Source organism: uncultured Fibrobacter sp., assembly GCF_937877005.1.
Lineage (GTDB): Bacteria > Fibrobacterota > Fibrobacteria > Fibrobacterales > Fibrobacteraceae > Fibrobacter.
In genome coordinates this window covers 1-22,039 of sequence record NZ_CALEFV010000005.1, presented here as the reverse complement: position 1 = coordinate 22,039, position 22,039 = coordinate 1, and the positions used below count along the sequence as shown (strand labels likewise).

Below are 22,039 nucleotides of genomic sequence, written 5' to 3'. Positions count from 1 at the left end.
ATAATTGACATCTAGAAAACGCGCGTACAAAGTACATGCATGCTCAAAAAAAAGACCGCGGCATATTCGTCGCGGTCCCTATAGTCTTTATGTTATGAATGTTACTTCACTGCCTTGGAAGCTGCTTCGAAGGCGGCGCTGAGTTTCGCAAGGGCCTCGTTGCACTCGACATCCGAAACATTCAGCGGCGGGAGCAAACGCAGCACGTTGCCCTTGGCACTGAGCACCATGAGCTTTTCGTTGCGGGCCGCAGCGATGATGTTGCCCACCGGCATAGATTCGTCGAGAGCCACACCGAGGATCAGGCCTTCGCCGCGGATTTCCTTGGCGAAGCTGTACTTCTCCACGAGGGCTGCCAAACCCGCCTTAATCTGGGCGGAACGTTCGGCCACATTCTTGAGGAGGCCCGGAATCTGCTTCACGACAGCGAGACCTGCGGCGCATGCAATCGGGTTGCCGCCAAAAGTGGTACCGTGGTCACCGGCCTTGAGCTGGTCGGCAATCTTCTGGCGCAGGAGAACCGCACCGAGCGGGAGACCGCCGCCAATGCCCTTAGCCAAAGAAACGAGGTCCGGATTCAGGCCATACTTTTCGAAACCGCAGAAGGTTCCAAGCCTGCCCACGCCCGCCTGCACTTCGTCAACGATGACGAGGCAGCCGCATTCCTTTTGCAGGCTATTGATCGTTGCAACCATCTCGGCAGAAAGCGTCATCACGCCACCTTCGGCGGCCAGCGATTCCAGCATGATGGCACAGGTATTGCAATCCACCTCGGCCTTCAAGGCAGCGCAGTCGTTCCAAGTCACATGAACGAAGTCACCCGGCATGGAGCCGAAGCCTTCGCGGATGGCCGGCTGGCCCGTCGCAGAAAGAGCGGCATACGTCCTGCCGTGGAAACTGTTCACGAACGTGATAATCTTCTGCCGGTTCTTTTCGCCCTTCCGGTCGAAGTACTTACGTGCGAACTTGATAGCGCCTTCGTTGGCCTCGGTACCCGAGTTGCAGAAGAATGCCTTGTCGAACTTGGTGATTTCCAACAGGGCCTTGCCCAGTTCGATCTGCGGGTAGTTCGGGTAAAGGTTGCTGATGTGGTTGAAGTGGTTCATCTGTTCCACCACCGCATCCTTAATCGCCTGGTTCTGGTGACCGAGAGCATTCACGGCGATACCTGCCACGAAGTCCAGGTACTTGTTGCCCTGGTCATCAAAAAGGTAAGAGCCTTCGCCCTTCACGAAGTTGATGTCTGCCTTGCCGTAGAGCGGCGCGATAATTTGTTTGTCCTGTTCGAGCAGGTTAGCGCAAGATTGTGCCATAGTTTAAATCTCCATTAATTTGTTTACCAAAGTGTTCCGCGTCCTTCCAACCCACGATGTGGATGCTCTTGAGTCCTCGTCGGATCGACTTGAAACTCTCGCGGACTTTGGGAATCATACCGCCGGAGATGACGCCAGCTTCAATCAGCTTTTCGGCGTCCGCTTCGCTCAGTTCGGGAATTACATTCTTGTTTTCGTCCATCACGCCCGGCACGTCGCTCACCAGCACGAACTGGTCGGCTTCGAGCGCCACAGCCAGTTCAGATGCAGCCGTGTCGGCATTCACGTTCCAACTCACAACCTTACCGTTTGCGTCAGGGCCAATAGAAATCGGGCTCACTACGGGAACAAACCCCGCACCCCAGAGCGCGGTCACAATGCCCGGGTTCACCTTCTTGATTTCGCCCACCAGGCCAAGGTCCACCTTGCCCTGCTTCTTTTCGACCTGGAACAAGTTCGCGTCTACTCCCGAAATACCGACGGCGCCACAGCCGTTGTTCAGGAGCATGCGCACAAGCTTCTTGTTCACGTGGCCAGAGAGGGTCATCTCCACCATCTTCATGATGCCGGGCGTCGTCACACGCAGACCGTCGATGAATGTGGGTTGTTCCTTGAGCAAGGCAATGTTTTCGTTGATGTCCTTGCCACCGCCGTGAACCACGGCCACCTGACAGCCACTACCGGGGAGGGTAGAGACTGCCGACACAAAATCAGCCAGCTTAGCTTCGTCGATTGCCAGGCTGCCACCAATTTTTACAACCACTTTCTTCATCGCGGGTGCTGTCCTCTCGTTTTGTTCGCCTTAAAAGACGATGAATTTCCGCCCGCAAATTTAGAAAAAATACACCCCAATGCAAAAATTTCCCCTTTACAGCACCATTTTTTTATATCTTTAGACTAATCACAAACCAAAGACACAAGAGGTATATTATGGCAATCACGAAAGTTTGGCTGGACGAATCCAGTGACGAATGCGTCTCCTGCGGCGCTTGCGAAGCTACTTGCGACGCAGTGTTCGAAGTTCCTGAAAAGATGAAGGTCAAGGAAGGCGTCGACTATTCCGCTTATGAAAGCGAAATCAAGGACGCTGCTGACAGCTGCCCGGCCGGCGTGATCAAGTACGAGTAACGCACAAGGCGAGTGTCGAAAGAACGAAGGCGCTCGTAAGATTTAGCCTTTACTTACAGAAATGCCCCGTCAATTGACGGGGCATTTTTTTCGAATCAGAATAAAGTTTAGCGACCCTTCTTCATATTCTTGAGCAGAGCACTCATCTTGCCGGGCATGTTCGGAGCGGGCTTTTTCGGAGCACCCGGGCGTTCCTTGCCGGCGATTTTTGCCTTGAGGTCAGCGAGGGTTGCGTGGCCCTGGATCGCACCTTGCGGGCGTCCACCGCGACCACCGTCGCGGCCGTGGCCACCGAATCCGCCGCGGTTACCACCAGCGCGCTGGCCACGCGGGCCACTTGCACCGGCACCGGCGACGCCGTCGGCAGTTTCCTGCTTCATCGAAAGGCTAATGCGCTTCTGGCCCACATCGACTGCCACGACGCGCACCTTCACGATGTCGCCCACGGTAAGAACAGTCTTCGCGTCTTCCACGAACTTGTCGCTGATTTCAGAAACGTGCACGAGGCCATCCTGGTGAACACCGATATCCACGAAAGCACCGAAGTTTGCCACGTTCGTCACGACACCTTCCATCCAGCTGCCCGTAATCAGGTCCTGAATGGTGCGGATTTTGTCGTCGAATTTGGCGTAACGGAATTCCTTACGCGGGTCGCGGCTCGGCTTCTGAAGTTCCTTCATGATATCGTCCAAAGTAGCCTTACCCACTTCGTCGGAGAGGAATTCTTCGAGGTTGATCGCCTTCACGGCTTCGGCGTTACCCACCATGTCCTTCACGGACACGCCAGCCTTTTCGGCCATCTTTTCAACGAGGGCGTAGTTTTCGGGGTGAACCGCAGAATCGTCCAGCGGGTTTTCAGCACCCGGAATGCGCATGAAACCTGCAGCCTGTTCAAAGGCCTTCGGGCCGAAGCCCTTCACATTCTTAAGGGCTTCGCGGCTAGCGTAAGCACCGTTTTCTTCGCGGTACTTCACGATGGCTTCGGACAAAGTATTGCTGAGGCCTGCCACATGGGAAAGCAGCGGAGCCGAGGCGCTGTTCACGTCGACACCGACCATGTTCACGCAGCTTTCCACCACTTCGTCCAGGCGCTTCTTGAGTTCGCGCTGGTTCACGTCATGCTGGTACTGGCCCACGCCAATGGACTGCGGGTCCACCTTCACGAGTCCTGCAGGCGGCGGCCGATGGAAATGGCGCCACGAGTGGTCACATCTTCCTTCGGGAATTCCTGGATAGCAATCATGCTTGCGCTGTACACAGAAGCCCCCGCTTCCGAAACGATGACGCGCGGCGGAACCTTGCCCTTGAACTTGGCGGACATTTCGGCGCAGAAGGCGTCCGTTTCGCGGCTTGCGGTACCGTTACCGATAGCGATCAAATCAATCTTGTACTTGTCAATGAGGCCCATCAGGTACACGGCGGCGCCGGCCTTGTCGTTCCACGGTTCATGCGGCTTGATAATGCCGTGATCCAGGAACTTGCCATTTTCATCAAGAACAGCCACCTTACAACCGGTACGGAAACCCGGGTCGAGGGCGAGCACGGCCTTGTGGCCGGCCGGAGCAGCGAGCAAAACGTCTTGCAGGTTCTTGCTGAACACCTTGAAGGCTTCTTCTTCGGCGGCATCCTTGAGGAGCAGGCGCACTTCGCTTTCCATGCTCGGCTGAAGCAAGCGTTCCCAGGCATCCTGACACATGGCTTCCAAGTAGGGAGTCCAGGTGGTGTTACCCTTGATAATCTGCTGCTTGAGGTAGCCGACCATTTCTTCGTTCGGAACTTCGATCGAAAGACGGAGCACCTTTTCCTTTTCGCCACGACGCAGCGCAAGCATGCGGTGACTCGGAATCTTTCCGACAGGTTCGCTAAAGTCGTAGTAATCCTTGAACTTGGTTTCCTGCTTTTCGAAATCCTTCTTGACCTTCGAGACCATGACGCCCGTCTTTTCCACCTTGTTGCGCAGGTACTGACGGAATTCGGTATTGTCGGCCACTTCTTCGGCCAGAATGTCGGCGGCACCCTTGAGGGCGGCCTTCGGGTCCGCGAGGCCCTTTTCTTCGGAAAGGTAGATCAGCGCAATCTGTTCGGCGGTATTGCCGGTTTCTTCCTGCGCCCACATCAGGCGGGCAAGCGGTTCCAGTCCAAGTTCCTTCGCAATGGTCGCACGGGTACGCTTCTTGGGCTTGAAGGGGGCGTAAATGTCCTCGAGGAGGGTCTTGTCCTTACAGGCTTCGATTTGGGCCTTGAGTTCAGGAGTCAGCTTGCCCTGTTCCTCGATACTCTTGAGCACCGTCTCCTTGCGGTCGGCGAGTTCCTGCAGGTAGTCGCGACGGTGGCTGATGTCGCGCAGTTCGATTTCGTTCAAGGTACCCGTCTGGTCCTTACGATAGCGGGCGATAAAGGGGATGGTACCGCCCTGGTCCATCAGTTCGAGAGCCTTGGCCACGCGCCATACTTCAAGATTGAGCTCTTCGGCGATAATTGCAGAAAAATCCATAAATGTAGTTCCGTTTTTATATTCGGTTGAGGGTCCTATATGCCCTAAGTTCAACCCGGCACCGCAGTGCTAGGTACCCGGAAGTCAGTTCCCGGAGTAAGGGGAATATAGCAAAAAGTAAGAAACTGACGGCATAGGGAAAAACGCCTGTTTTCTGACGTGCACAACAAATAGCAGATAGTGCACCCCCTAACTCCGTACTGAATATAGATTTACCTTGTAAAACAAGGTAAAAACATGAAACTCTCTAAAATCGGAATTTTCGCAATCGCCGCCTGCACCATCGCCCAGGCCGACATCACGGGCACCGTCATCGACGAATCGGGCGCCCCCCTTCACAACGCCGTCGTCACGATCAGGACGCTCCCGAGCCTGCTCGCCAGCGCACGCACCCTCACCGACGAAAAGGGCGTATTCACCTTCGACGTATCCAATTCGAGCATCAAGGGCGCACTTCCGCTCCAGAAAGACCGCATCATGCTCAACGGCAGGGGCAAGGTCGCCATCGAAATCCTCGACATGAACGGAAAGGTCGTCAAGAGCAAGACCCTCGACTCCAACACGGGTTCCTACCCCATCCAGAACGCCACCCGGCTTACCGCAAAGATGCCGAAAGGCATGTACATCGTCGCCGTGAACATCGACGGGAAACGCACCCCGATCTCGAAAGTCAGCGCCAACGGCAAGGGACAGAGCGCCCTGAAAAAGGATGCGGCCGAAAGCATCACCATCCGCATGGCTGGTTTTCTGCCCGAAACGCTCAGCGTGGACGGTCCGAAGGACTACGGCCAGATTACCCTGAAGCGCGACCCCATCGAAGATAAAATCGACCAGCTCATGTCGGGCATGTCCATCAACGAGATGATCGCGCAAATGACACAGGCCGCGGCACCGACCACGAGCTGCGGAGGCTATACCTGCGGTTCCGCACTCGAAGGCGGCGGCGGCTACACGTCGACATTCTATACCAGTGCATGGAACAAGACTATTCCCGTCATTTACGGCAAAGACAACGTGCACGGCATGGGCGACGTGAAGAACGCGACCATATTCCCGCACAACATAGGCCTCGGAGCAACCCGCGACTCCGCCCTGGTCCGCAGAATAGGCCAGGCCGTCGCAGAAGAAATGTGGGCTGCCCATATTGACCTGAACTTCGCCCCCGCCGTGACCGTGCCGCAGGACGAGCACTGGGGACGCGTTTACGAAGGATTCGGCGAGACCGCCGAACTCGCCGCAAGCCTCGGAGCCGCCTTTATCCGCGGACAGCAGGGCGACCACTTTGACGCCCCTTGGCGCGTCATCAGCACCGCCAAGCACTTCATTGGCGACGGTGCCACCGACAAGGGATACGACCGCGGCAACGCCACCATGACCGACAAGGAACTGTACGAGAAGTACCTGCCGCCCTACGAGGCCGCCGTCGAACAAGGTGTGCTCAGCGTCATGGCAAGCTTCAACCAGATCAACGGCGTTCACCAGCATGTGGACTCCGCACGACTCACGGGAATTCTCAAGACCGAGCTCGGCTTTGACGGCTACGTGATTGCCGACTGGGAAGGCATCGAGAACTCCACCACGCCGGGCGCCGCAGGCGACTACTCCGGAACCGTCACCGGAACATCCTCGAAGGATGCCATCAAAAACGCAATCAACGCGGGCATCGACATGGCAATGGTGCCGTCTTCCGCCGCAAATTTCGTGAGCAACATGAAGTCGCTCGTTTCTTCCGGACAAATTAGCGAGGACCGCGTCAAGGACGCCGTCCGCAGAATCCTGCGCGCCAAAATCCGCGCCGGACGAATCGACAACCCGAGCGGCCCGAGCGCCTATGTGGGTGTTTCCGGCAACATCGGAAGTGCAGCCCACCGCGAAATCGCCCGCGAGGCCGTGCAAAAGAGCCTTGTCGTGCTCAAGAACGAAAGCGTGCTCCCGCTCGCAACGACAGACAAGGTTTTCGTGACCGGCAGCCACGCGAACAACACCGGCCTGCAATGCGGCGGCTGGACACAGGGCTGGCAGGGCGGTTCCGACAACATTTACGGGGCAACCTCCATCCAGGCAGGCTTCGACGAAGTCGCAAGCGGTTCCCGCGTCACCACCGCCGACGCCGCCGGCACAATCGTCTACGTTATCGGCGAATACCCCTATGCAGAATGGTACGGCGACGTCCGCAGCGGAACACTCTTTAACGCCGACACCTACATATCGCAAATCAACACCTGGAAATCTGCTGGGCACAAGGTCGCCGTCGTGTTCATCACCGGCCGCCCGCTCCCCGTCACATCGCTTATCGAAGCCGCCGACGCCTTCGTGGTCGCATGGCTTCCCGGCAGCGAAGGCGCAGGCGTTGCCGACGTACTGTTCGGCAAGGTTAAGCCCACCGGCAAGCTCCCCCACACCTGGCCCAAGGAAGAAAGCCAAATTCCCATCAACGAGGGCGACGGCAAGACCGGACTGTTCCCGTATGGGTTCGGGCTGACATACTAGAGAGCTTTCACTTTCATACTTGATTTTGCACAAATAGAAGACTATAGTAATCATTTTCGTTCCTTTTTCTATATTCCCTATAGGCACGACTTCATGTGCAAGGACGAAAATGGATTCCTACACAATCAATTTCTTTGTTGCATCAGCATTTGCGGCCATTCTGGCGGTCTTTTTGACCCGCCACAGGCGATTCCACTTGGTGGCATTACCCGTTGTTCCGGTGTTGCATTTTATACTGTTCTACAACTTCGATAGCGGACTTCTCGTCGGCATATTCCCGTTACTGGTTCCCTATGCGGGGGCTATCTATGCCGCGGTATTCTTCGCATTTTTCGTCTCATTCAACAAAGAAGCCGAGTTGCGGGTTCCCGAGCGCAAACCGTCTGTCGTCCGCATAGTCCTTTCGTGCGTCGCATTGTTCTTACTCATTCTCTATTCGCAGGTAATCCCCTGGGGCATCGACACATTCCCGCTCTCAAATGTCGAGGCCGTCCTCTTCACAGTTTTTGCCGGTGCCAACGAAGGTTCCGAGGAATTCGTCATTTCGTCGTTCATGGCAAATGTCATGCAGCCCGCCCTTCACCTGTTCGTGTGCACCGCAGCCCTGCTTGTCGCAGTTTCTGGACTCCTTTCAAAGCGGAATGTCAAGGCAAACTTCCGCTTCTGGAAATTGCGGTTAACGCTCGCAGGCAAGGGGTTCTTGCAAATTCTCTGGCCTCTCTGTAAATTCGCGTTAGTCACCATGGTTGCCTACTGCTTCGTAATTTCGCTTGTTCTCCCCGGCATCGTCACAAGCGCACCGTTCCACGCCCTATTCCAGCAGCCCGTTGATTCGGAACTCTACCGCGAATACTATGCAAATCCCGATTCCGTCAAGGTGACTGCACCGCAACAACCCAAGAACCTTATCGTCATCTTCCTCGAATCGATGGAAACGAACTTCGCTCGCTACACGCCCGAAATAGACAGTCTTTTCCGAGAATTCGGCTTTGCCCCCGGAGGTTTGAATGTGTCGGGCACCAGTTGGACCATCGCAGGAATCACGGGCAAGCTCTGCGGCATCCCGCTGAACATGCCGATGGGCATTGAAGAGTATCACGGCAAGCTGCCCACCTACCTGCCACACGCAAGCTGCCTAATGAACATCCTCGCAAACGAAGGCTACGAGCAGGTCTACGTGCAGGGGTCAAGTGGAGACTTCACGCAAAAGCGCGACTTCTGGAAAGTTCACGGAAATGTCGCCATCCACGACATCGAATATTTCAAGGAAGCCGGAAAGATTCCGCAGGATTACAAGGTTTTCTGGGGCTTCGAGGACCGCAAGTTATACGGGTTCGTCAAGGAAGAGCTGGACAGCCTCGCCGAACGCGGCAAACCGTTCGCACTCTACATGCTTACTGTCGATACACACCAGCCTTTTGGCTACACCGACGAATTGTGCCAAGAGCAGTTTTCTGCATCACAGGAAAAGTATCCTCAATCCCTACGCTGTGCATCTTTTCAGCTAGCAGAATTCCTTGACTGGGCAAGTAAGCAGTCCTGGTTCGAAAAAACCACTATCGCAGTTATGGGCGATCATACATTGGACATGCTTTCTGCAAAGGCTAATGTACCGAAGCACGAGCAACTCTACTGGACAAACTTCATATTGAATTCCGCGCTACCGCTCCCTGGAAAATCACGCCAATATTCCTCACTCGACATGTTCCCCACGCTGCTTGAATCCATGGGATTCGTCGTAGAAGGCCGTTCCATGGGGCTGGGTCGGTCGCTGTATTCCAACGAGCCTACATTACTTGAGCATTACGGACAAAAGACCCTGGACAGTCTATTGCGCGAGCGCAGCATCCAGTATGACTATTTCTTGATGGGAAAATGAGACCTATTGCATACAAATTGCTTTTGCCCCTAACAGTGTTATTCATGCTATGCGTCAACCATTTTGACGGTTTCGAGCAAGACAGCATTCTTTACACATTGCAGGCTATCAACCGGATTTTCCCGGGGCGATTCATCGATGACCCCGCATTTATGTTCGGCAACCAGGATGCTTTCAGCGTTTTCTCAATAATTTATTCGCTATTCATCAAGTTCTTCCCGATAGACACCGCGGCATTGCTGTTGACACTATTGACGCATAGCGGATTGGCAGCATCATTTGCCTGGCTCGCGTACAAATGGACAAAGAAATTCCATTGCACATGGCTAGCCCTGCCCATCACATTGTTCTTTTTTTCCGTATATGCCTATGGTGAATTCCGCAATGACATGTGGGACACAATCAAGACCATCGAAGCCTACCCCGTCGCCCGCACGCTAGCAGTCTGTTTTGGTTTTTGGGGACTTGCGCACCTATTTGATAGGAATAAGTGGATTTCGCCAGTAATATTCTTGGCAGGCACGTTCATTCACCCGCTTACAGCTGGATGGGGACTCCCGCTGTGGATGTTCTACTATTTCCCAAAAACAAGATTACCCATTGCAGCGGTATCATTATTGCTTCCAGCGACAATCCTCATCGGTAAAGCGCCCTGGGCCGCATACCCGCCAAGCTGGGTCTATGTCGGTTGGGACATGGAGGGAATTATCCCGCTGGTGCAGAATCTCGCACTGAATCTGCTGTTCCTAATTCTCGCATCAATCAAGTTCCTACAAAACAAAAACCTGAAAAATTTCGCCCTAGCAGAAACCTTCGTCGCAGCGATTGCCATTTACTGGTTTGTCGCATCGGTATTCACGCACCACATCTTCCTTTTCCAGGTCCAGACCTTCCGCATACTATGGCTCTGCCAAGTCTCCATCATTTTTATCCAGTTCATTGTCGGGTTACGCCTCTATGTGACAAAAATCCGTAAGGGTAAACCCCTCGACATTTGGGACAAGGTGTTCCTTGCAATTACGCTTGTATACTGGATTGATTCGCCTTTCGTTATTGTTGGTGCAGTTGTTGCGGCGATTTTGCTTGCAACCTCAAAAAAGGCGTTCTACGGGAAAATCAAAATAGGCCTCGTCTGCCTATGGATTACCACAACGGCATTTTCCGCCTACTGGATTATTTTCCTGCACATGCAGCACCTGCCGGAACTTTACCAAAGCTACCAAACATTTATCCAAGAACTATTTGCCGCTACGGCAGCTCTGTCTCTCGCCGTATATTTCGTTTGCCCTAAATTGCGGATACCGGTAGTTGTTGTCACGCTGCTTTGTGCCGCAGAGATTCTTTGGGGCAACACGCTGTTCCCCAGGCAGAATTTTTCAATTGCCTATATCTTGTCAGTGGCCGCCCTAGGTGCGGTTGGTTTGGCGGCCAACAGCAAAACATCGCTAGGGAAAATATTGCCATGCGGACTACTCTCCACAGCACTAGCCATCTGCGCATTCCTGAACTACGACCACCGCGGTGCAGAGCAAAAAGCAAGAGAAAAAGCGATGAACCAGTTCGTGAAGGAGCCTCCATTCCCCAGCATCGAAAAACGCGGACGAATTCTGTATTCCGTAAAAGATTTTGCCGGGAAACTCCCCCGAATACACTTTCTCTCCGGAGCATACTACGACGAACAATACGAAGTAGGATGCATATTCTTCAAAGGACACAAGGACGAATCCCAAGCCCGCGAGAAGAAAGTATTTCTGGGAGCGCAACCCACCGACGACGAATGGAATAAAATCGTGTGGCAGCTCCGCAAGCACAAGGCATCGGAGTTTCTCTTTGAAAGGGATTCACTGATAGTGCGTACACGGCATCTTTGTCAAAAAGGCGAAATAACCCATCTGATTACGGACATGCCCGACTTGCCCTTCGCCAAAGGAGATTCCCTCACCTTGTGGTACAAAGACGAGAGAATCTACCTACATTCTTGCAGAACCCTAAACAACTAGAGCTTGTTGAATTTTCTCATTTCTTTATCCAGGAACGCATCAACATACTTTGCGTAAATCAGTGTTGTTTCCAGATTCCTGTGGCCTAGCAGTTTGCTTGTAGCAGGGAGCGGAATTCCGAGCGTTATGCAGGTTGTGGCAAAGGTGTGTCGCGCCAGGTGGCAATGGATGTATTTGTAGTACCCGAGTTTATGAGCGGCATTTCGCAACGACCTATTGAAATAGGAGTTTTCGACGACCCTGAATACGGGGCCATTCACCATTTTCTTGGGCAAAAGAAGCCTCGCTTGTATCGGAATAGGAATATACACAGGGTCGCCAGTCTTATGCATCTGCTTACGAATTTTCCAGTCAAAGATCTCATTGCCGTTTAACGTTTTCAAATCGCTGTAGCGCAGGCCGGTAAAGCAGCTGAACAAAAAGACCCGCATGGTATCTTGTTCCGTTTTAGTCAGAAAGCGATATCGATCTTCAAAGTTCAGGTATAGTTCCTTGAGTTCGCGTTTTGTCAAGAAACCCCTTCGGGTGTAAACGCGACCGATTTTGAATTTATCAAAGGGATTATCCTTGACTAGACCGTCTGCCTGCATTTTATTGACAAATATTCGAAATACGGTAAGGGCTTTGTTTATCGTAACCTGTTTATTTCCTCGCCGTATAAGGAAATTCTTATACTCCTGTATTGTGGACTCGGTCAGGTCCGCACATTCCAGATTCGGATCGAAATCAGAAATTTTCTTCAAGTTCCAGTAGTAGGTTCGTACGGAACGCGAAGCAAGATTGTATTTTTCTTTTTCTAGATATTGCAAAGCGGTATCAAAGAAAGACATGTTAGGCTCCTTTTGTCATTTAAAAAAGCGCCGCCAAATTAGTTTTTTTGTTTGTCTGGATATTTAGCAGGAACCTACGTGCATCTGCAGGATGCCTATTTCGCCGAAATGAACGAAGTCGGTGACGACGCCACAGCCATTGGTTACAATGCACCCGCAAGCAATGTATTTACTTATAACGTTGCATCAAAAACGTGGACTGCAAAAGCTAAGACCAGCTTGGATAAGTGCCCAGAAAACAGCGAATGGAAGGTCGCATCTTCTAAGGCTTCTGGCTCCGGAAAATCCGGTGTTTCTCACTCCGCAACTACACCGGAAGAAAAAGCTGATTGCGCATCTTTGACTCCGTCCTTCACGAATATCGGTGCAGCGACAAAGTAGCATAATTGAGCAAATATTGAAAAAGCACTCCCGTTCGGGAGTGCTTTTTGCAATTTCCAGCAGATCTAATTACGAGCCTGCACCAATCTGAGTAAAGTTGGGAGTAAGGTCCGAGCAAGTCGTTGTAGCGGGGACGGCAGCTTCATAATGTCCCTTAGCTGAAACGACTGAAGCGGAAATCGTCCACTTGTCCGTATTGGTTGTGCAACCAGTCAGCTTATTTGCACCAGGATTGGCTTCCCAACCAGTCGCACTCGTGGAATAAGTGAAGACGTTGCTTGCAGGAGCATCATAACCAATCTGAGTCCAGCTTCCCTTTGCGTTCTGGTCCACGAAATACGCATCCTGCAGATGCACATGGGTTGTGGAGGATTTTTGGGGTAAATTTAATATTGAATGTTGAATCTGCCATTTTTTTCAATAAACCATAAAAAATTGTAAAAGTGTTGACTTTGTAGGTTTTAATTACTAATTTATGATTTAGTAAATCTAAAATGAGTAAACTATGTTCTACGGAAGAAAAAGAGAAATCGAAACGCTGAATTTCCTGTACGAATCGGGAAAGTTCGAATTCGCCGTTGTCTACGGACGGCGGCGAGTCGGGAAAACCATGCTCCTGAGCGAATTCTGCGAAGGGAAAAAGGCCATTTTTTTTACGGGGATAGAGGCGTCCGAAGCCGAAAACTTGTCGCAATTATCTCAAGCAGTCCTGGAACATTCCGGCGTTCCAGATTCAACATTTGAAAACTTCGAAAAAGTCTTCTCGCACATCGACGCCTTGGCGCAAAAGGAAAGGATCGTATTCGTCATAGACGAATACCCCTATCTGGCAAAGACAGACCCGTCCATCCCGTCCCTGTTGCAGAAGCACATCGATCACGCATGGAAAAACTCAAAACTTATGCTTGTTCTATGCGGATCCTCGATGAGCTTTATGGAGAGCCAGGTACTGGGCTACAAAAGCCCCCTTTACGGCCGCAAAACATCGCAGTTGAGAATACTCCCCTTTGACTTTTTTGAAAGCAGGGATTTTTGCCCGGATTTTAGCCTGGAACAACAGGCCGTCCTATACGGGGCGTTGTGGGGCGTCCCGGAATACTACACGCACATAAATCCTGAAAGGGACCTAGACGCAAACTTAATCGATCTATTCTTTAAGTCGGGTGGTCGACTGTTTGAGGAACCCATGAACTTGCTGAAACAGGAAATGCGTGTCCCCGCCACCTACAATGCGGTAATAACGTCGATTGCCCAGGGAGCGAGCCGTTTGAACGAAATTGCGACTAGGGCTGGGCTCGAAACTGGTGCAACAAGCAACGCGCTATCTTCGCTTATGGAACTGGGCATTGTTCGACGCGAGATTCCCGCCACAGAAAAAAGCAGCAGAAAGACCATTTACATTATAAACGACACCATGTACAGATTCTGGTTTACATTTGTCTGGAATTACCAGACCAACATAAACCGCGGAATTGGCAACTTAGTCTATAAGGAATTCGTAAAGCACAAAATCAGTGCGTATATGGGGCATGTTTTTGAAGAAATATGTCTGCAGTATCTTTATACCGAAAAGGGACTCGCGGCGTTACCGTTCTTGCCTGAAAATATAGGTCGATGGTGGGGGAACAACCCAAAAGAAAAACGCGAAGAAGAAATAGATATCTTTGGGTTTGCCGGAGAAAAGCAGCTTTTCTGCGAATGCAAATGGACCAACAAATTGGTCGATATCGACGTCGTGGAGGGCCTGTTTGAAAAGGCTACGCTCCTTGGTGAAGGGGAAAAACACTTCATATTCTTCAGTAAGAGCGGATTTACCAAGAAATTTATTCAGATGGCGTCAGAAAGGCCCAATGTCAAGCTGATAACATTTGAGGATATGTGTGGATAAACGAATCTCGGTAGTGAATATTTCACATCAAACTTTACGCAAATCGGTGCTGGCGCACACTCGTAATACATGTGTGTTATGCAAAAGGGTTAGCGAGGGTGTCGGCTCCAGTCTCTCCATCAACTTTGGCTGCATAAGAAACGGTCTTGGAACCTGCGGTGCCCACAACAGACCAAACAATTGTAAAAGCCCTATCAAAGAGCCGTTTCTTACGCTGTCAACTTGACGATTTATTGGCTCAGATTTCCGTCTGGATAAACTTCCCGTTTTCTATTTCGGAAACGAGTAGTTCATAATTATAGGCGGGACTTTCCGTACAGAGCCCCGTGGAGGGATTTTGCAATTTTTCAAAGAACTGCGAGTTGTAAATTGTATCAAGAGCCTTCTGCAAAGTCATTGAATGTTCTTCAATCAGCCAATTCGCAATGTCGCTGACAATGCCCTCTATGAGAAATTCCTGTTTATTGGTCATACGGAAGGCCTTTTCTTGAGAAGCGAAACAGCCCGATCCGTTAGGAAAGCGTACTGATTATTCAGTTTCCTGGATTTCATACCAAACAAGTTGTCATCTTCAAGCTCGAACGCGTTAACAACAGGCTCCCCACCGAATCGGTCTGCAACTTTCCTTGCCATTTCGCGGGCCTGGGTCAATATCGTCGTCAAGTAAAACGCTTGTCCGAAATCCTTGAACGGCTTGCACATGGCAAGGTCAATCTTTGCGATGTCGCAGTTGGAACCGTGGTATAGAATCACCGGATTTCGCCCCCATTTCTTTGGCAAATTGCTGTTAGATCTTCCACGGTATCTTCAAAAGAAAGCATGTGTTCTGCACCGTAATGAGCTTGCAGGAAATCTATCCCCCTGAACAGGCTTAGATAGTTGAACGCCTGCTTTACCGAAAGCGCCTTTGCCTTCGCAAACTCGTTAATCGCAGCAACAGTCCATGAAACTTGCTTTTCCATGTAAAGAAATATACAAAAAAGACATTAGAAGTCAATAGAATAAGAAATTATACGTTCTTAATCAGCCCCAAAAACGAACGTTTCATGCATCAACCTACGTGCATCTGCAGGATGCCTATTTCGCGGAGAAGGAAAAAACTGGTAATGGTACTGAAATTGGCTTTAAGGAACCCGCAAGCAATGTCTTTACCTATACCGTCACAGGCGGTGGTGATGAAGATGCGGTCTTTACCGGGACAAACGATAAAGGAACGCTTGGGGACTGCGGTGATAGCAAGTCATGGACAGTTACTTCTTCGGCCGGTGGCGAAGGTGGTGGTGCAAAACACGTAGCGGCATCGCCCACTGAAGATGCCTGTAAAGCCCTTACGCCTTCCTTCGATGATATTGGCAAGGGGACACAGGGCTCGTAATCTAACCTAAATTTTCAAAAGGGGTTCGCTGAACAAAGTCAGCGAGCCTTTTTATATGAGAAAAAGGTTCGCCATTAGGCGAACCTTTAGATGTTTGGTGCGAAAGCGATGTGTATTAATCGCCACTAGGGGTAGTAGCGGCAGCACCAGTGCCCTTCCCGATGTTTTCGAAGTTCGGAGTCAATTTTTTGCCGCAATCAGGCAGCGAAGGTGTATGAGTCAATTTTCCCGTCGTAGCCACAAATGTCGAAGATACTCCCCAAGTTCCAGAGCAACCATCCAAAGCGGCTTGAGTGACTGCTTGGAATGTCCCTACAGCGCCATTGTTGTCAGAGTATGCGAAGATATTTGTGGGAGGTGCGTCATAAGAAATTTGAGAAAAGTTTCCCGTTTCATTCTTTTCAGAAACATATGTGTCCTGCATATGCACGTAGTATGCATCCTGACATTACAAATTTCGCAATTTCTCTAATTCAATATAATTATCACAAAAAGATGTTTTATAGTGATTTTTAGTTATAATCATTGTTTTTGTAACAATTATTATGTATATTGATATTCATGTGGAACGAAATGACAACCCCCTCCATCTTGAAGGAAATGGGCTCAAGGCTCAAGGAATACCGCCTGCGTAAGGGGCTCATGCAGTCCGAGCTGGCTGAGTCTGCCGGTGTTGGCGTAGGTACAATCGCCAAGATGGAGCGCGGAGGCGCCGTATCCGTACAAATTCTTTTAAGCGTTCTGCGTTCCCTAGGCATGCTTGAAAATGTAGAGCAACTTTTGCCTACCCCCCCCGTAAGCCCGCTCCTGTTGCGCAAGTTACAGGGCGGCAAGATCCAACGCATAAAACGGAGCAAGGCCAAATGAGCGAACTTGTCGTGAACGTGCGATTGTGGGGCAAGCCTGTCGGAGCGTTGTCGTGGGATGCGTCGCGGGGTGTCGCCTATTTCGAATACGAGCCCGCCTTTGTCCGCAATCCGTTGCCGGTATCACCCATAAAGATGCCCGTGGAGAAGGGCGTTTTCTCTTTTGCCGAGAACCGGAACAACTGTTTTCGCGGACTCCCGGGACTCATTGCGGATTCGCTGCCGGACAAATTCGGTGACCAGATTATTTCGGAATGGTTCCAGACCATGGGTCGCCCGCTAGAGACGGTGACTCCGCTGGAACGCTTGTGCTATGTCGGTAAGCGCTCTATGGGCGCACTGGAGTTTGAGCCCAGCTTGTCTACGCCGGGGCTTGACGAATCTACGGAAATTCTTGTGGATGACCTCGTAAAACTGGCCGAGAGTGTTTTTCGGGACCGCGAAAAATTCCGGGAAAAGCTTGTCCAACAGGATAAGACCTTGTACGATATCTTACGAGTCGGCACTTCTGCCGGCGGCGCAAAACCAAAGGCGATTATTGCCTATAACGAATCCACGGGCGAGGTGCGCAGCGGCCAGGTGCCCGCGCCAAAAGGGTTCGGATATTGGCTGCTCAAGTTCGACGGCATAAGTTACCGCGAGCACGACAGCGTTACCGAAATCCCCCGCGGGATAGGCAATGTGGAATATGCGTACTACAAGATGGCGCTACGAGCCGGAATCCGTATGAGCGAGAGCCGCATTCTTGAAGATAGCAGTGGCTGCCACTTTATGACTAAACGTTTTGACCGCACAGAAGACGGTTCCAAACTGCATATGCAAACGTTTGCAGCCTTGGCACACCTGGATCGTGACGTTCGTCATTCTTATGAGGACGCCTTTGCTGTAATGCGCAAACTCGGACTCGACGCCAAGGCAGACGAAGACGTATTCCGTTGTATGGTGTTCAATGTGTTGACAAAAAATAACGATGACCACACCAAGAACATTTCCTTTTTGATGGATGAAGCCGGAACCTGGAAATTGGCTCCCGCATATGACCTGTGCTACGCTAATAATCCGAGGAGTCGCTGGATAAGTCGCCACCAGATGTCGGTGAATATGAAACAAGAGAATATCACCCACGAGGACCTAAAAGCGGTGGCGGAACGCGTCGGAATCCGCAAGTACGCGGCCATCATAGACCAGGTCGAAAATGCGGTCGCCTGCTGGAACGAGATTGCGAAGGACTGCGGCGTTCGCGAAAATCACCGCGAGGAGATTTCGCGGGAACTGCTTAAATGAGGACTAAGAGTCCTGCGAATGCACATGTATGCGGCCTTTTTCAACAAATAATATTTGACGAAAAAGACTCTACTAGCAGGGGTATAGCACAAAAAAACTGCCAGGTAAGTTCGTTTTTATATATTTTATTAACGATGGACGAAAAATCGCAAATCATCTACATGCAAACAAGGCTTACGCGCCTTGCGGCGGAACAGTGGAAAATGTCGCTTTTGCAGGCAGCGTCCCTTTTTGAAGAAAAGGGAGTGTATCATTATATCGCGAAAATGTGGGATTTATTCCATGTAGAGGGTGATCTGGCTGTACTTGACGATATAAAGCAGTATCTCGACGCGAAGGAGGTTGCTTGTGGTTGATGTTTTGAAAGATGGCGACATTCTGTATCATGGCAGCTTTTGCGAGGTTCAATCTCCTGATTTACGGAAGTGCGCCCGTTACAAGGATTTTGGCCAAGGCTTTTATCTGACAACCGACAAAAAACAGGCCGAGTCCTTTGCGAAAATTTCTACGCAGAAAGCTGTAGAAAATGGTGTTGTCGCAAGTCAAAGATATGGTGTTGTTTCAATGTTTCGGTATAACGGCAATGCCAATCTCAATATCAAGATTTATGAAACCGCCGATTCAACCTGGCTTCATTGCGTAGTCGCCCATCGAAAGAAGGGCGTTTTTGGCGATGTGCTGGAAGATTGTTCCAAATACGATGTTATCGGAGGCAAGATTGCAAACGATGCGACCAACAGTACAATCGTGACATATATGGCGAGTGCTTTTGGTGAGGTGGGCTCGACCTCTGCAGACGATATCTGTATCCGTTTGTTGCTTCCAGAAAGATTGAAAGATCAATATTGCTTCAAGTCTGTCGCGGCCTTGAATAAGTTGTCGTTTGTGGGGAGTGAGCGGATATGGATGTAATGACCGAACGCGTAAATGCCGCTATCGACTTGCTTACGACAATGGTTGTCGAAAGCATTGCTAAAAAGGATGGTCGTGATGCGTCCGATATTTTGCCACGCTTTTTGCGCTCGCGTACGGGACAAATGCTTTATAATGAAAGCAGTAAACTCTGGTGGGATGGTCCGGCATTTATAGAAGAACAGTATCGCAAGGAACTCGCCCGCGAGCACTGATTCACCGTTTCTTTAATTTAATACAAAAGACTCATTTGCAATTTCGAAAACGAGCCTTTGCGTATATTAAATTGTTTAAAATAAACGCAATCATGATCCGGAACCAATCGCCGTGAAATTTGGCGTCAGCGAAGTGCAGTTAGTTGCGGCGACATGCTTGCCGCGACTCGATTTCATTTCGGATGTAATTGTCCAGGTATCGGATGAACATTCGGAGAGCCCTACCTTTGGGGTTGCCGTCCAGATTTCCTTCGTCTTGGCAGTGTAGGTCTCGGAGTAGGTAAAGACTGCACTTGGCGGGATGTCGAAACCGATAGCATCGAAATCACCTATTTCCAATTTTTCGACAATATACACATCCTGCCGGTGTACATAAGCCCCGGCAGCGGGACCAACCTCGGCTGCCTTGGACTTGGCAATCATCGCAAAGAGTTTTGGCACGGCAACAGCTGCCAGAATGCCCATAATTACGATAACAACCATCAGTTCGATAAGAGTAAATCCGCGTTTCATTTTACAGAGTCCCTAAAAAAAGCCCGCCTTGTCACAAGGACATTGGCGGGCTCCTTTTGTCTTGAGCGACGATCGATTAATTCGTGCCGGCTCCGATAGATGTGAAGGAGGGCGTAAGCACTCCGCAGCCGTCGCCAGTAACGTTCGCTTCATGCTTCAAGCCGCTAGAGCCTGCTTCAGATTCTACAGACCAAGTACCGGCGTCCTTCTGACAATCGTTCAAGGCAGTTTCAGTATTTGTTGCTGAGAACGTCGCCTTGGTTCCTTCAACAGTGACATCGTAAGAGAATACTGTGCTTGCAGGCTCTTTATAGCCAATCGCGCTCTTGTCGCCCACAGCGTTCATCTCTGCGAAGTAAGAATCCTGCAAATGCACGTAGGTTGATGCCGTTTTTATCTAAAATTGGCGGTCAAATAGACTTTTTAATGATAGGCCATAGTCGGCAGGAACCTTATTTCCTGACAACCGTTCCCAGAATTTCAAGCGCGCTATTGCATACCTCAGAAAAAGTTTTTCCTGCAGCAAAGACATATTCCTGTTGATATTTATTCCAACGGTTATTCATGCTATCGTCAGATATGACGGAATTCAGGATCCCTTCATAGTCATTCAATGATTTCAGATTGCCGCGACTTGACATCGTGTTATATAAAGCTTCTGCAAGAATATCCATCTTGATAGTCTTTTTGTATCTATTCCACAACAGGTCTATATCATAGAAATCCCTTGTACGAGTGTTCAAGACACCCCTAGAGAGCACGGTGTCCAACTTTTCCGCCAACAAGGTTTCCAGGTTATACGACAGCAGTTCATAATCCCCATCATCGAACATTGACCAAAACAATTGAAGGACAGGTTTTGGCGTAATCGCATCCCCAGTCGTAACATCGACATAAAAAGAAACTGTCATTGGGGTAAACGAGGCTTGCAAATAAGCCCGTAGTCCGGGATAGGAATCATTTTCGCGGATGCTTTCTATTCTTTCGAAAGAAAAAGAAAATCCATCCTGCAAATCAATCGAGCATACTGTCGACAAAATGTCTTCTAGCGTCATCGGGGTTACGCTGAACCCGGTCGCCGTTGCGTCAATATCCATAGTCGTCCTGTTGGCAACCCCGACAAGCGAAGATGTCAAAAACCCGCCTTTCAGGATAAAGTTGTTGCGGTATTTAGACCCGGCCAGGCGACAAAGAAACCTTTCCAAAACATATTTTTGCAAAACACCCTGAGCGGTCACCCCGGAATCAACAGCAATCTTCTTTACGGCAGCCTTCAACTTGGCCGCATTTGAAAATTTCATAGTAGAACCTCCATATAGTTACGTACAGGTTTTTCCACATGAAGAATTTTGGCGTAACTCATTAGCAGCGGGATGTCATTATCCTTACTTTGTGCGTATTCCTTGAAAGCGTGGTTCGTCGTTTGGATGTCGTTCCCGCTAACAATATCACACAGAGTCCGCTCGATGTTGTAGCAGCGCACCTTGTTGCCGTAGGGAGAAAGTACTTCCTGTACCCCCAAATTATAACGGTCGGCGACAACAATCTTGCATTTCAATCCATTCCTTTTTGCGGCGCTCGCATTGTAACCTTTGGGGAATGTCATGCTCATGGCGTAAGGAATGCGGTCTGTTTTTTTCAAAAGGTACAGAGCCGTATTTCCGGAGAATATTCCCTGAGGATAAGTATGCTGCCAAATGGCAAACTCGTCTTCGAGCTGGTCGGCTAGAAAATAGACTCCGCGCGCCCCCTTGCTCAGCGCGCCCGCCAAGACGCACTCCGTCAAGGCGCGTCGCTGAAGCCCAGCCCTTGAAACGTCCGTCGCCGTAATCATCCCATTATTTTTTCGGGCCAATTTGACGATTGTTTCGCAATCTTTCATAGCTGGCCTCCCTGCCGTCTGAACAATAATGCATATTTCATTGAACTAAATGTACATAAATGTTCATTTAATGTCAATCTTTTTTTTCAAGGAGTACTTTTTTGCCCGCATACTACGTGCATCTGCAGGACACCTATTTCGCCGAAAAGGGCGATACAGGCACAGGGTTCGATGGGCACTGGCACCCAGATTAGCTACCAAGCTCCTCCGACCAATGTGTTCGCATATGACGCAAACACAACGCCTGGTACTTGGACCGCGACAACTCAGTCTGCTTTGGATGATTGTGGCGCGAATAAGGTTTGGTCTGTTGTTGGAACAGCAGGTTCCAAAACCGTGTCCTACGCCGCTACTGTTGATGGCCAGACTGGCGACGCTGCACTCAGCAATGCATGCGGGAAGCTTACGCCGAACTTCACCAACATCGGCAGAGGATCGTAATCGCCTAAGCTGTACAATTATGCAAAAAGACTCGCCAGATGGCGGGTCTTTTTTCTTTATATACCAATTCAATTTGTTTTTTTACGGACCAGCACCGATCATGGTAAAATTGGGAGTCAGCGAAGTGCAGTTAGTTGCGGCGACATGC

General features: G+C 50.4%; 27 protein-coding genes. 13 read left to right on the top strand and 14 right to left on the bottom strand.

Features of this window, described 5'->3' with window-relative positions:
* Positions 1-101: 101 nt before the first annotated feature.
* Both Q0628_RS00325 and argB read right to left on the bottom strand, forming a co-directional pair.
* Positions 102-1,313: an acetylornithine/succinylornithine family transaminase gene (locus tag Q0628_RS00325; protein WP_298767417.1), complete on the bottom strand. Its 1,212-nt coding sequence runs from the start codon at positions 1,311-1,313 to the stop codon at positions 102-104.
* A complete protein-coding gene (argB, locus tag Q0628_RS00320; protein ID WP_163453894.1) occupies positions 1,294-2,085 on the bottom strand; it encodes an acetylglutamate kinase in 792 nt (263 codons plus the stop codon). Before argB ends, Q0628_RS00325 begins: the two co-directional genes overlap by 20 nt.
* Before the next feature lie 158 nt (positions 2,086-2,243).
* On the opposite strand from argB, the gene Q0628_RS00315 reads away from it, so the two are divergent.
* Entirely contained in the window at positions 2,244-2,441 is a 198-nt protein-coding gene (locus tag Q0628_RS00315) for a ferredoxin (protein ID WP_072801269.1), read from the top strand.
* A 107-nt stretch (positions 2,442-2,548) separates the two neighbouring features.
* Here Q0628_RS00315 and Q0628_RS00310 read toward each other — a convergent pair whose 3' ends face one another.
* Positions 2,549-3,598: a helix-hairpin-helix domain-containing protein gene (locus tag Q0628_RS00310; protein WP_298767411.1), complete on the bottom strand. Its 1,050-nt coding sequence runs from the start codon at positions 3,596-3,598 to the stop codon at positions 2,549-2,551.
* A 2-nt stretch (positions 3,599-3,600) separates the two neighbouring features.
* Positions 3,601-4,935, bottom strand: a complete 1,335-nt coding sequence (locus Q0628_RS00305; protein WP_298767409.1) for a Tex-like N-terminal domain-containing protein — start codon at positions 4,933-4,935, stop codon at positions 3,601-3,603.
* Between the two features lie 237 nt (positions 4,936-5,172).
* Here Q0628_RS00305 and Q0628_RS00300 point away from each other — a divergent pair, with 237 nt between their 5' ends.
* The 3 genes from Q0628_RS00300 (at position 5,173) to Q0628_RS00290 (ending at position 11,304) form a co-directional block, all read left to right on the top strand.
* A complete protein-coding gene (locus tag Q0628_RS00300) occupies positions 5,173-7,425 on the top strand; it encodes a glycoside hydrolase family 3 N-terminal domain-containing protein (protein ID WP_298767407.1) in 2,253 nt (750 codons plus the stop codon).
* A gap of 109 nt (positions 7,426-7,534) precedes the next feature.
* On the top strand, positions 7,535-9,304 hold the full coding sequence (locus tag Q0628_RS00295; protein ID WP_298767405.1) for an LTA synthase family protein: 1,770 nt from the start codon (positions 7,535-7,537) through the stop codon (positions 9,302-9,304).
* 44 nt (positions 9,305-9,348) lie between these two features.
* A complete protein-coding gene (locus Q0628_RS00290; RefSeq protein ID WP_298767403.1) occupies positions 9,349-11,304 on the top strand; it encodes a hypothetical protein in 1,956 nt (651 codons plus the stop codon).
* On the opposite strand, the gene Q0628_RS00285 is transcribed toward Q0628_RS00290, so the two are convergent.
* The gene (locus tag Q0628_RS00285; protein ID WP_298767401.1) at positions 11,301-12,134 is read right to left on the bottom strand and encodes a site-specific integrase; all 834 of its coding nucleotides are present in this window, start codon (positions 12,132-12,134) and stop codon (positions 11,301-11,303) included. The two genes, Q0628_RS00290 and Q0628_RS00285, sit on opposite strands and share 4 nt — an antisense overlap.
* A gap of 51 nt (positions 12,135-12,185) precedes the next feature.
* Here Q0628_RS00285 and Q0628_RS00280 point away from each other — a divergent pair, with 51 nt between their 5' ends.
* On the top strand, positions 12,186-12,515 hold the full coding sequence (locus tag Q0628_RS00280) for a hypothetical protein (protein ID WP_298767399.1): 330 nt from the start codon (positions 12,186-12,188) through the stop codon (positions 12,513-12,515).
* A gap of 69 nt (positions 12,516-12,584) precedes the next feature.
* Here Q0628_RS00280 and Q0628_RS00275 read toward each other — a convergent pair whose 3' ends face one another.
* Complete coding sequence (locus Q0628_RS00275) at positions 12,585-12,848, bottom strand: hypothetical protein (protein WP_298767397.1); 264 nt, start codon at positions 12,846-12,848, stop codon at positions 12,585-12,587.
* 172 nt (positions 12,849-13,020) lie between these two features.
* Between Q0628_RS00275 and Q0628_RS00270 the strand changes: the two genes are divergently transcribed.
* Complete coding sequence (locus Q0628_RS00270) at positions 13,021-14,403, top strand: ATP-binding protein (protein ID WP_298767396.1); 1,383 nt, start codon at positions 13,021-13,023, stop codon at positions 14,401-14,403.
* Positions 14,404-14,641: 238 nt separating this feature from the next.
* On the opposite strand, the gene Q0628_RS00265 is transcribed toward Q0628_RS00270, so the two are convergent.
* The 3 genes from Q0628_RS00265 to Q0628_RS00255 are packed head-to-tail and all read right to left on the bottom strand — an operon-like array spanning position 14,642 to position 15,365.
* A complete protein-coding gene (locus Q0628_RS00265; RefSeq protein WP_298767394.1) occupies positions 14,642-14,875 on the bottom strand; it encodes a hypothetical protein in 234 nt (77 codons plus the stop codon).
* A complete protein-coding gene (locus Q0628_RS00260; RefSeq protein WP_298767391.1) occupies positions 14,872-15,156 on the bottom strand; it encodes a DUF3990 domain-containing protein in 285 nt (94 codons plus the stop codon). Before Q0628_RS00260 ends, Q0628_RS00265 begins: the two co-directional genes overlap by 4 nt.
* Entirely contained in the window at positions 15,153-15,365 is a 213-nt protein-coding gene (locus tag Q0628_RS00255) for a DUF3791 domain-containing protein (RefSeq protein ID WP_298767389.1), read from the bottom strand. The genes Q0628_RS00260 and Q0628_RS00255 overlap by 4 nt, the downstream gene beginning before the upstream one ends.
* Before the next feature lie 98 nt (positions 15,366-15,463).
* On the opposite strand from Q0628_RS00255, the gene Q0628_RS00250 reads away from it, so the two are divergent.
* Positions 15,464-15,778: a hypothetical protein gene (locus Q0628_RS00250; protein ID WP_298767387.1), complete on the top strand. Its 315-nt coding sequence runs from the start codon at positions 15,464-15,466 to the stop codon at positions 15,776-15,778.
* 115 nt (positions 15,779-15,893) lie between these two features.
* On the opposite strand, the gene Q0628_RS00245 is transcribed toward Q0628_RS00250, so the two are convergent.
* Complete coding sequence (locus Q0628_RS00245) at positions 15,894-16,202, bottom strand: hypothetical protein (RefSeq protein ID WP_298767385.1); 309 nt, start codon at positions 16,200-16,202, stop codon at positions 15,894-15,896.
* 137 nt (positions 16,203-16,339) lie between these two features.
* On the opposite strand from Q0628_RS00245, the gene Q0628_RS00240 reads away from it, so the two are divergent.
* The 5 genes from Q0628_RS00240 to Q0628_RS00220 all read left to right on the top strand — a co-directional run bounded on the left by Q0628_RS00240 (position 16,340) and on the right by Q0628_RS00220 (position 19,055).
* Entirely contained in the window at positions 16,340-16,645 is a 306-nt protein-coding gene (locus Q0628_RS00240) for a helix-turn-helix transcriptional regulator (protein ID WP_298767383.1), read from the top strand.
* A complete protein-coding gene (locus Q0628_RS00235; protein ID WP_298767381.1) occupies positions 16,642-17,928 on the top strand; it encodes a type II toxin-antitoxin system HipA family toxin in 1,287 nt (428 codons plus the stop codon). Before Q0628_RS00240 ends, Q0628_RS00235 begins: the two co-directional genes overlap by 4 nt.
* Positions 17,929-18,062: 134 nt before the next feature.
* The gene (locus tag Q0628_RS00230) at positions 18,063-18,284 is read left to right on the top strand and encodes a DUF3791 domain-containing protein (RefSeq protein ID WP_298767379.1); all 222 of its coding nucleotides are present in this window, start codon (positions 18,063-18,065) and stop codon (positions 18,282-18,284) included.
* The gene (locus tag Q0628_RS00225; protein ID WP_298767377.1) at positions 18,277-18,840 is read left to right on the top strand and encodes a DUF3990 domain-containing protein; all 564 of its coding nucleotides are present in this window, start codon (positions 18,277-18,279) and stop codon (positions 18,838-18,840) included. Before Q0628_RS00230 ends, Q0628_RS00225 begins: the two co-directional genes overlap by 8 nt.
* Positions 18,831-19,055, top strand: coding sequence for a hypothetical protein (locus Q0628_RS00220; RefSeq protein WP_298767375.1), 225 nt, complete (start codon positions 18,831-18,833; stop codon positions 19,053-19,055). The genes Q0628_RS00225 and Q0628_RS00220 overlap by 10 nt, the downstream gene beginning before the upstream one ends.
* Positions 19,056-19,145: 90 nt before the next feature.
* Here Q0628_RS00220 and Q0628_RS15670 read toward each other — a convergent pair whose 3' ends face one another.
* The 4 genes from Q0628_RS15670 to Q0628_RS00200 all read right to left on the bottom strand — a co-directional run bounded on the left by Q0628_RS15670 (position 19,146) and on the right by Q0628_RS00200 (position 21,450).
* On the bottom strand, positions 19,146-19,568 hold the full coding sequence (locus tag Q0628_RS15670; RefSeq protein ID WP_366978998.1) for a type II secretion system protein: 423 nt from the start codon (positions 19,566-19,568) through the stop codon (positions 19,146-19,148).
* 76 nt (positions 19,569-19,644) lie between these two features.
* A complete protein-coding gene (locus Q0628_RS00210) occupies positions 19,645-19,938 on the bottom strand; it encodes a hypothetical protein (RefSeq protein ID WP_298767373.1) in 294 nt (97 codons plus the stop codon).
* A gap of 82 nt (positions 19,939-20,020) precedes the next feature.
* Entirely contained in the window at positions 20,021-20,869 is an 849-nt protein-coding gene (locus Q0628_RS00205; protein WP_298767371.1) for a nucleotidyl transferase AbiEii/AbiGii toxin family protein, read from the bottom strand.
* Positions 20,866-21,450 (bottom strand): type IV toxin-antitoxin system AbiEi family antitoxin domain-containing protein, encoded by a 585-nt coding sequence (locus Q0628_RS00200; protein WP_298767369.1) that lies wholly within the window; start codon positions 21,448-21,450, stop codon positions 20,866-20,868. The genes Q0628_RS00205 and Q0628_RS00200 overlap by 4 nt, the downstream gene beginning before the upstream one ends.
* A gap of 171 nt (positions 21,451-21,621) precedes the next feature.
* Here Q0628_RS00200 and Q0628_RS00195 point away from each other — a divergent pair, with 171 nt between their 5' ends.
* Positions 21,622-21,891 (top strand): hypothetical protein, encoded by a 270-nt coding sequence (locus Q0628_RS00195; protein WP_298767367.1) that lies wholly within the window; start codon positions 21,622-21,624, stop codon positions 21,889-21,891.
* Positions 21,892-22,039: the final 148 nt, after the last annotated feature.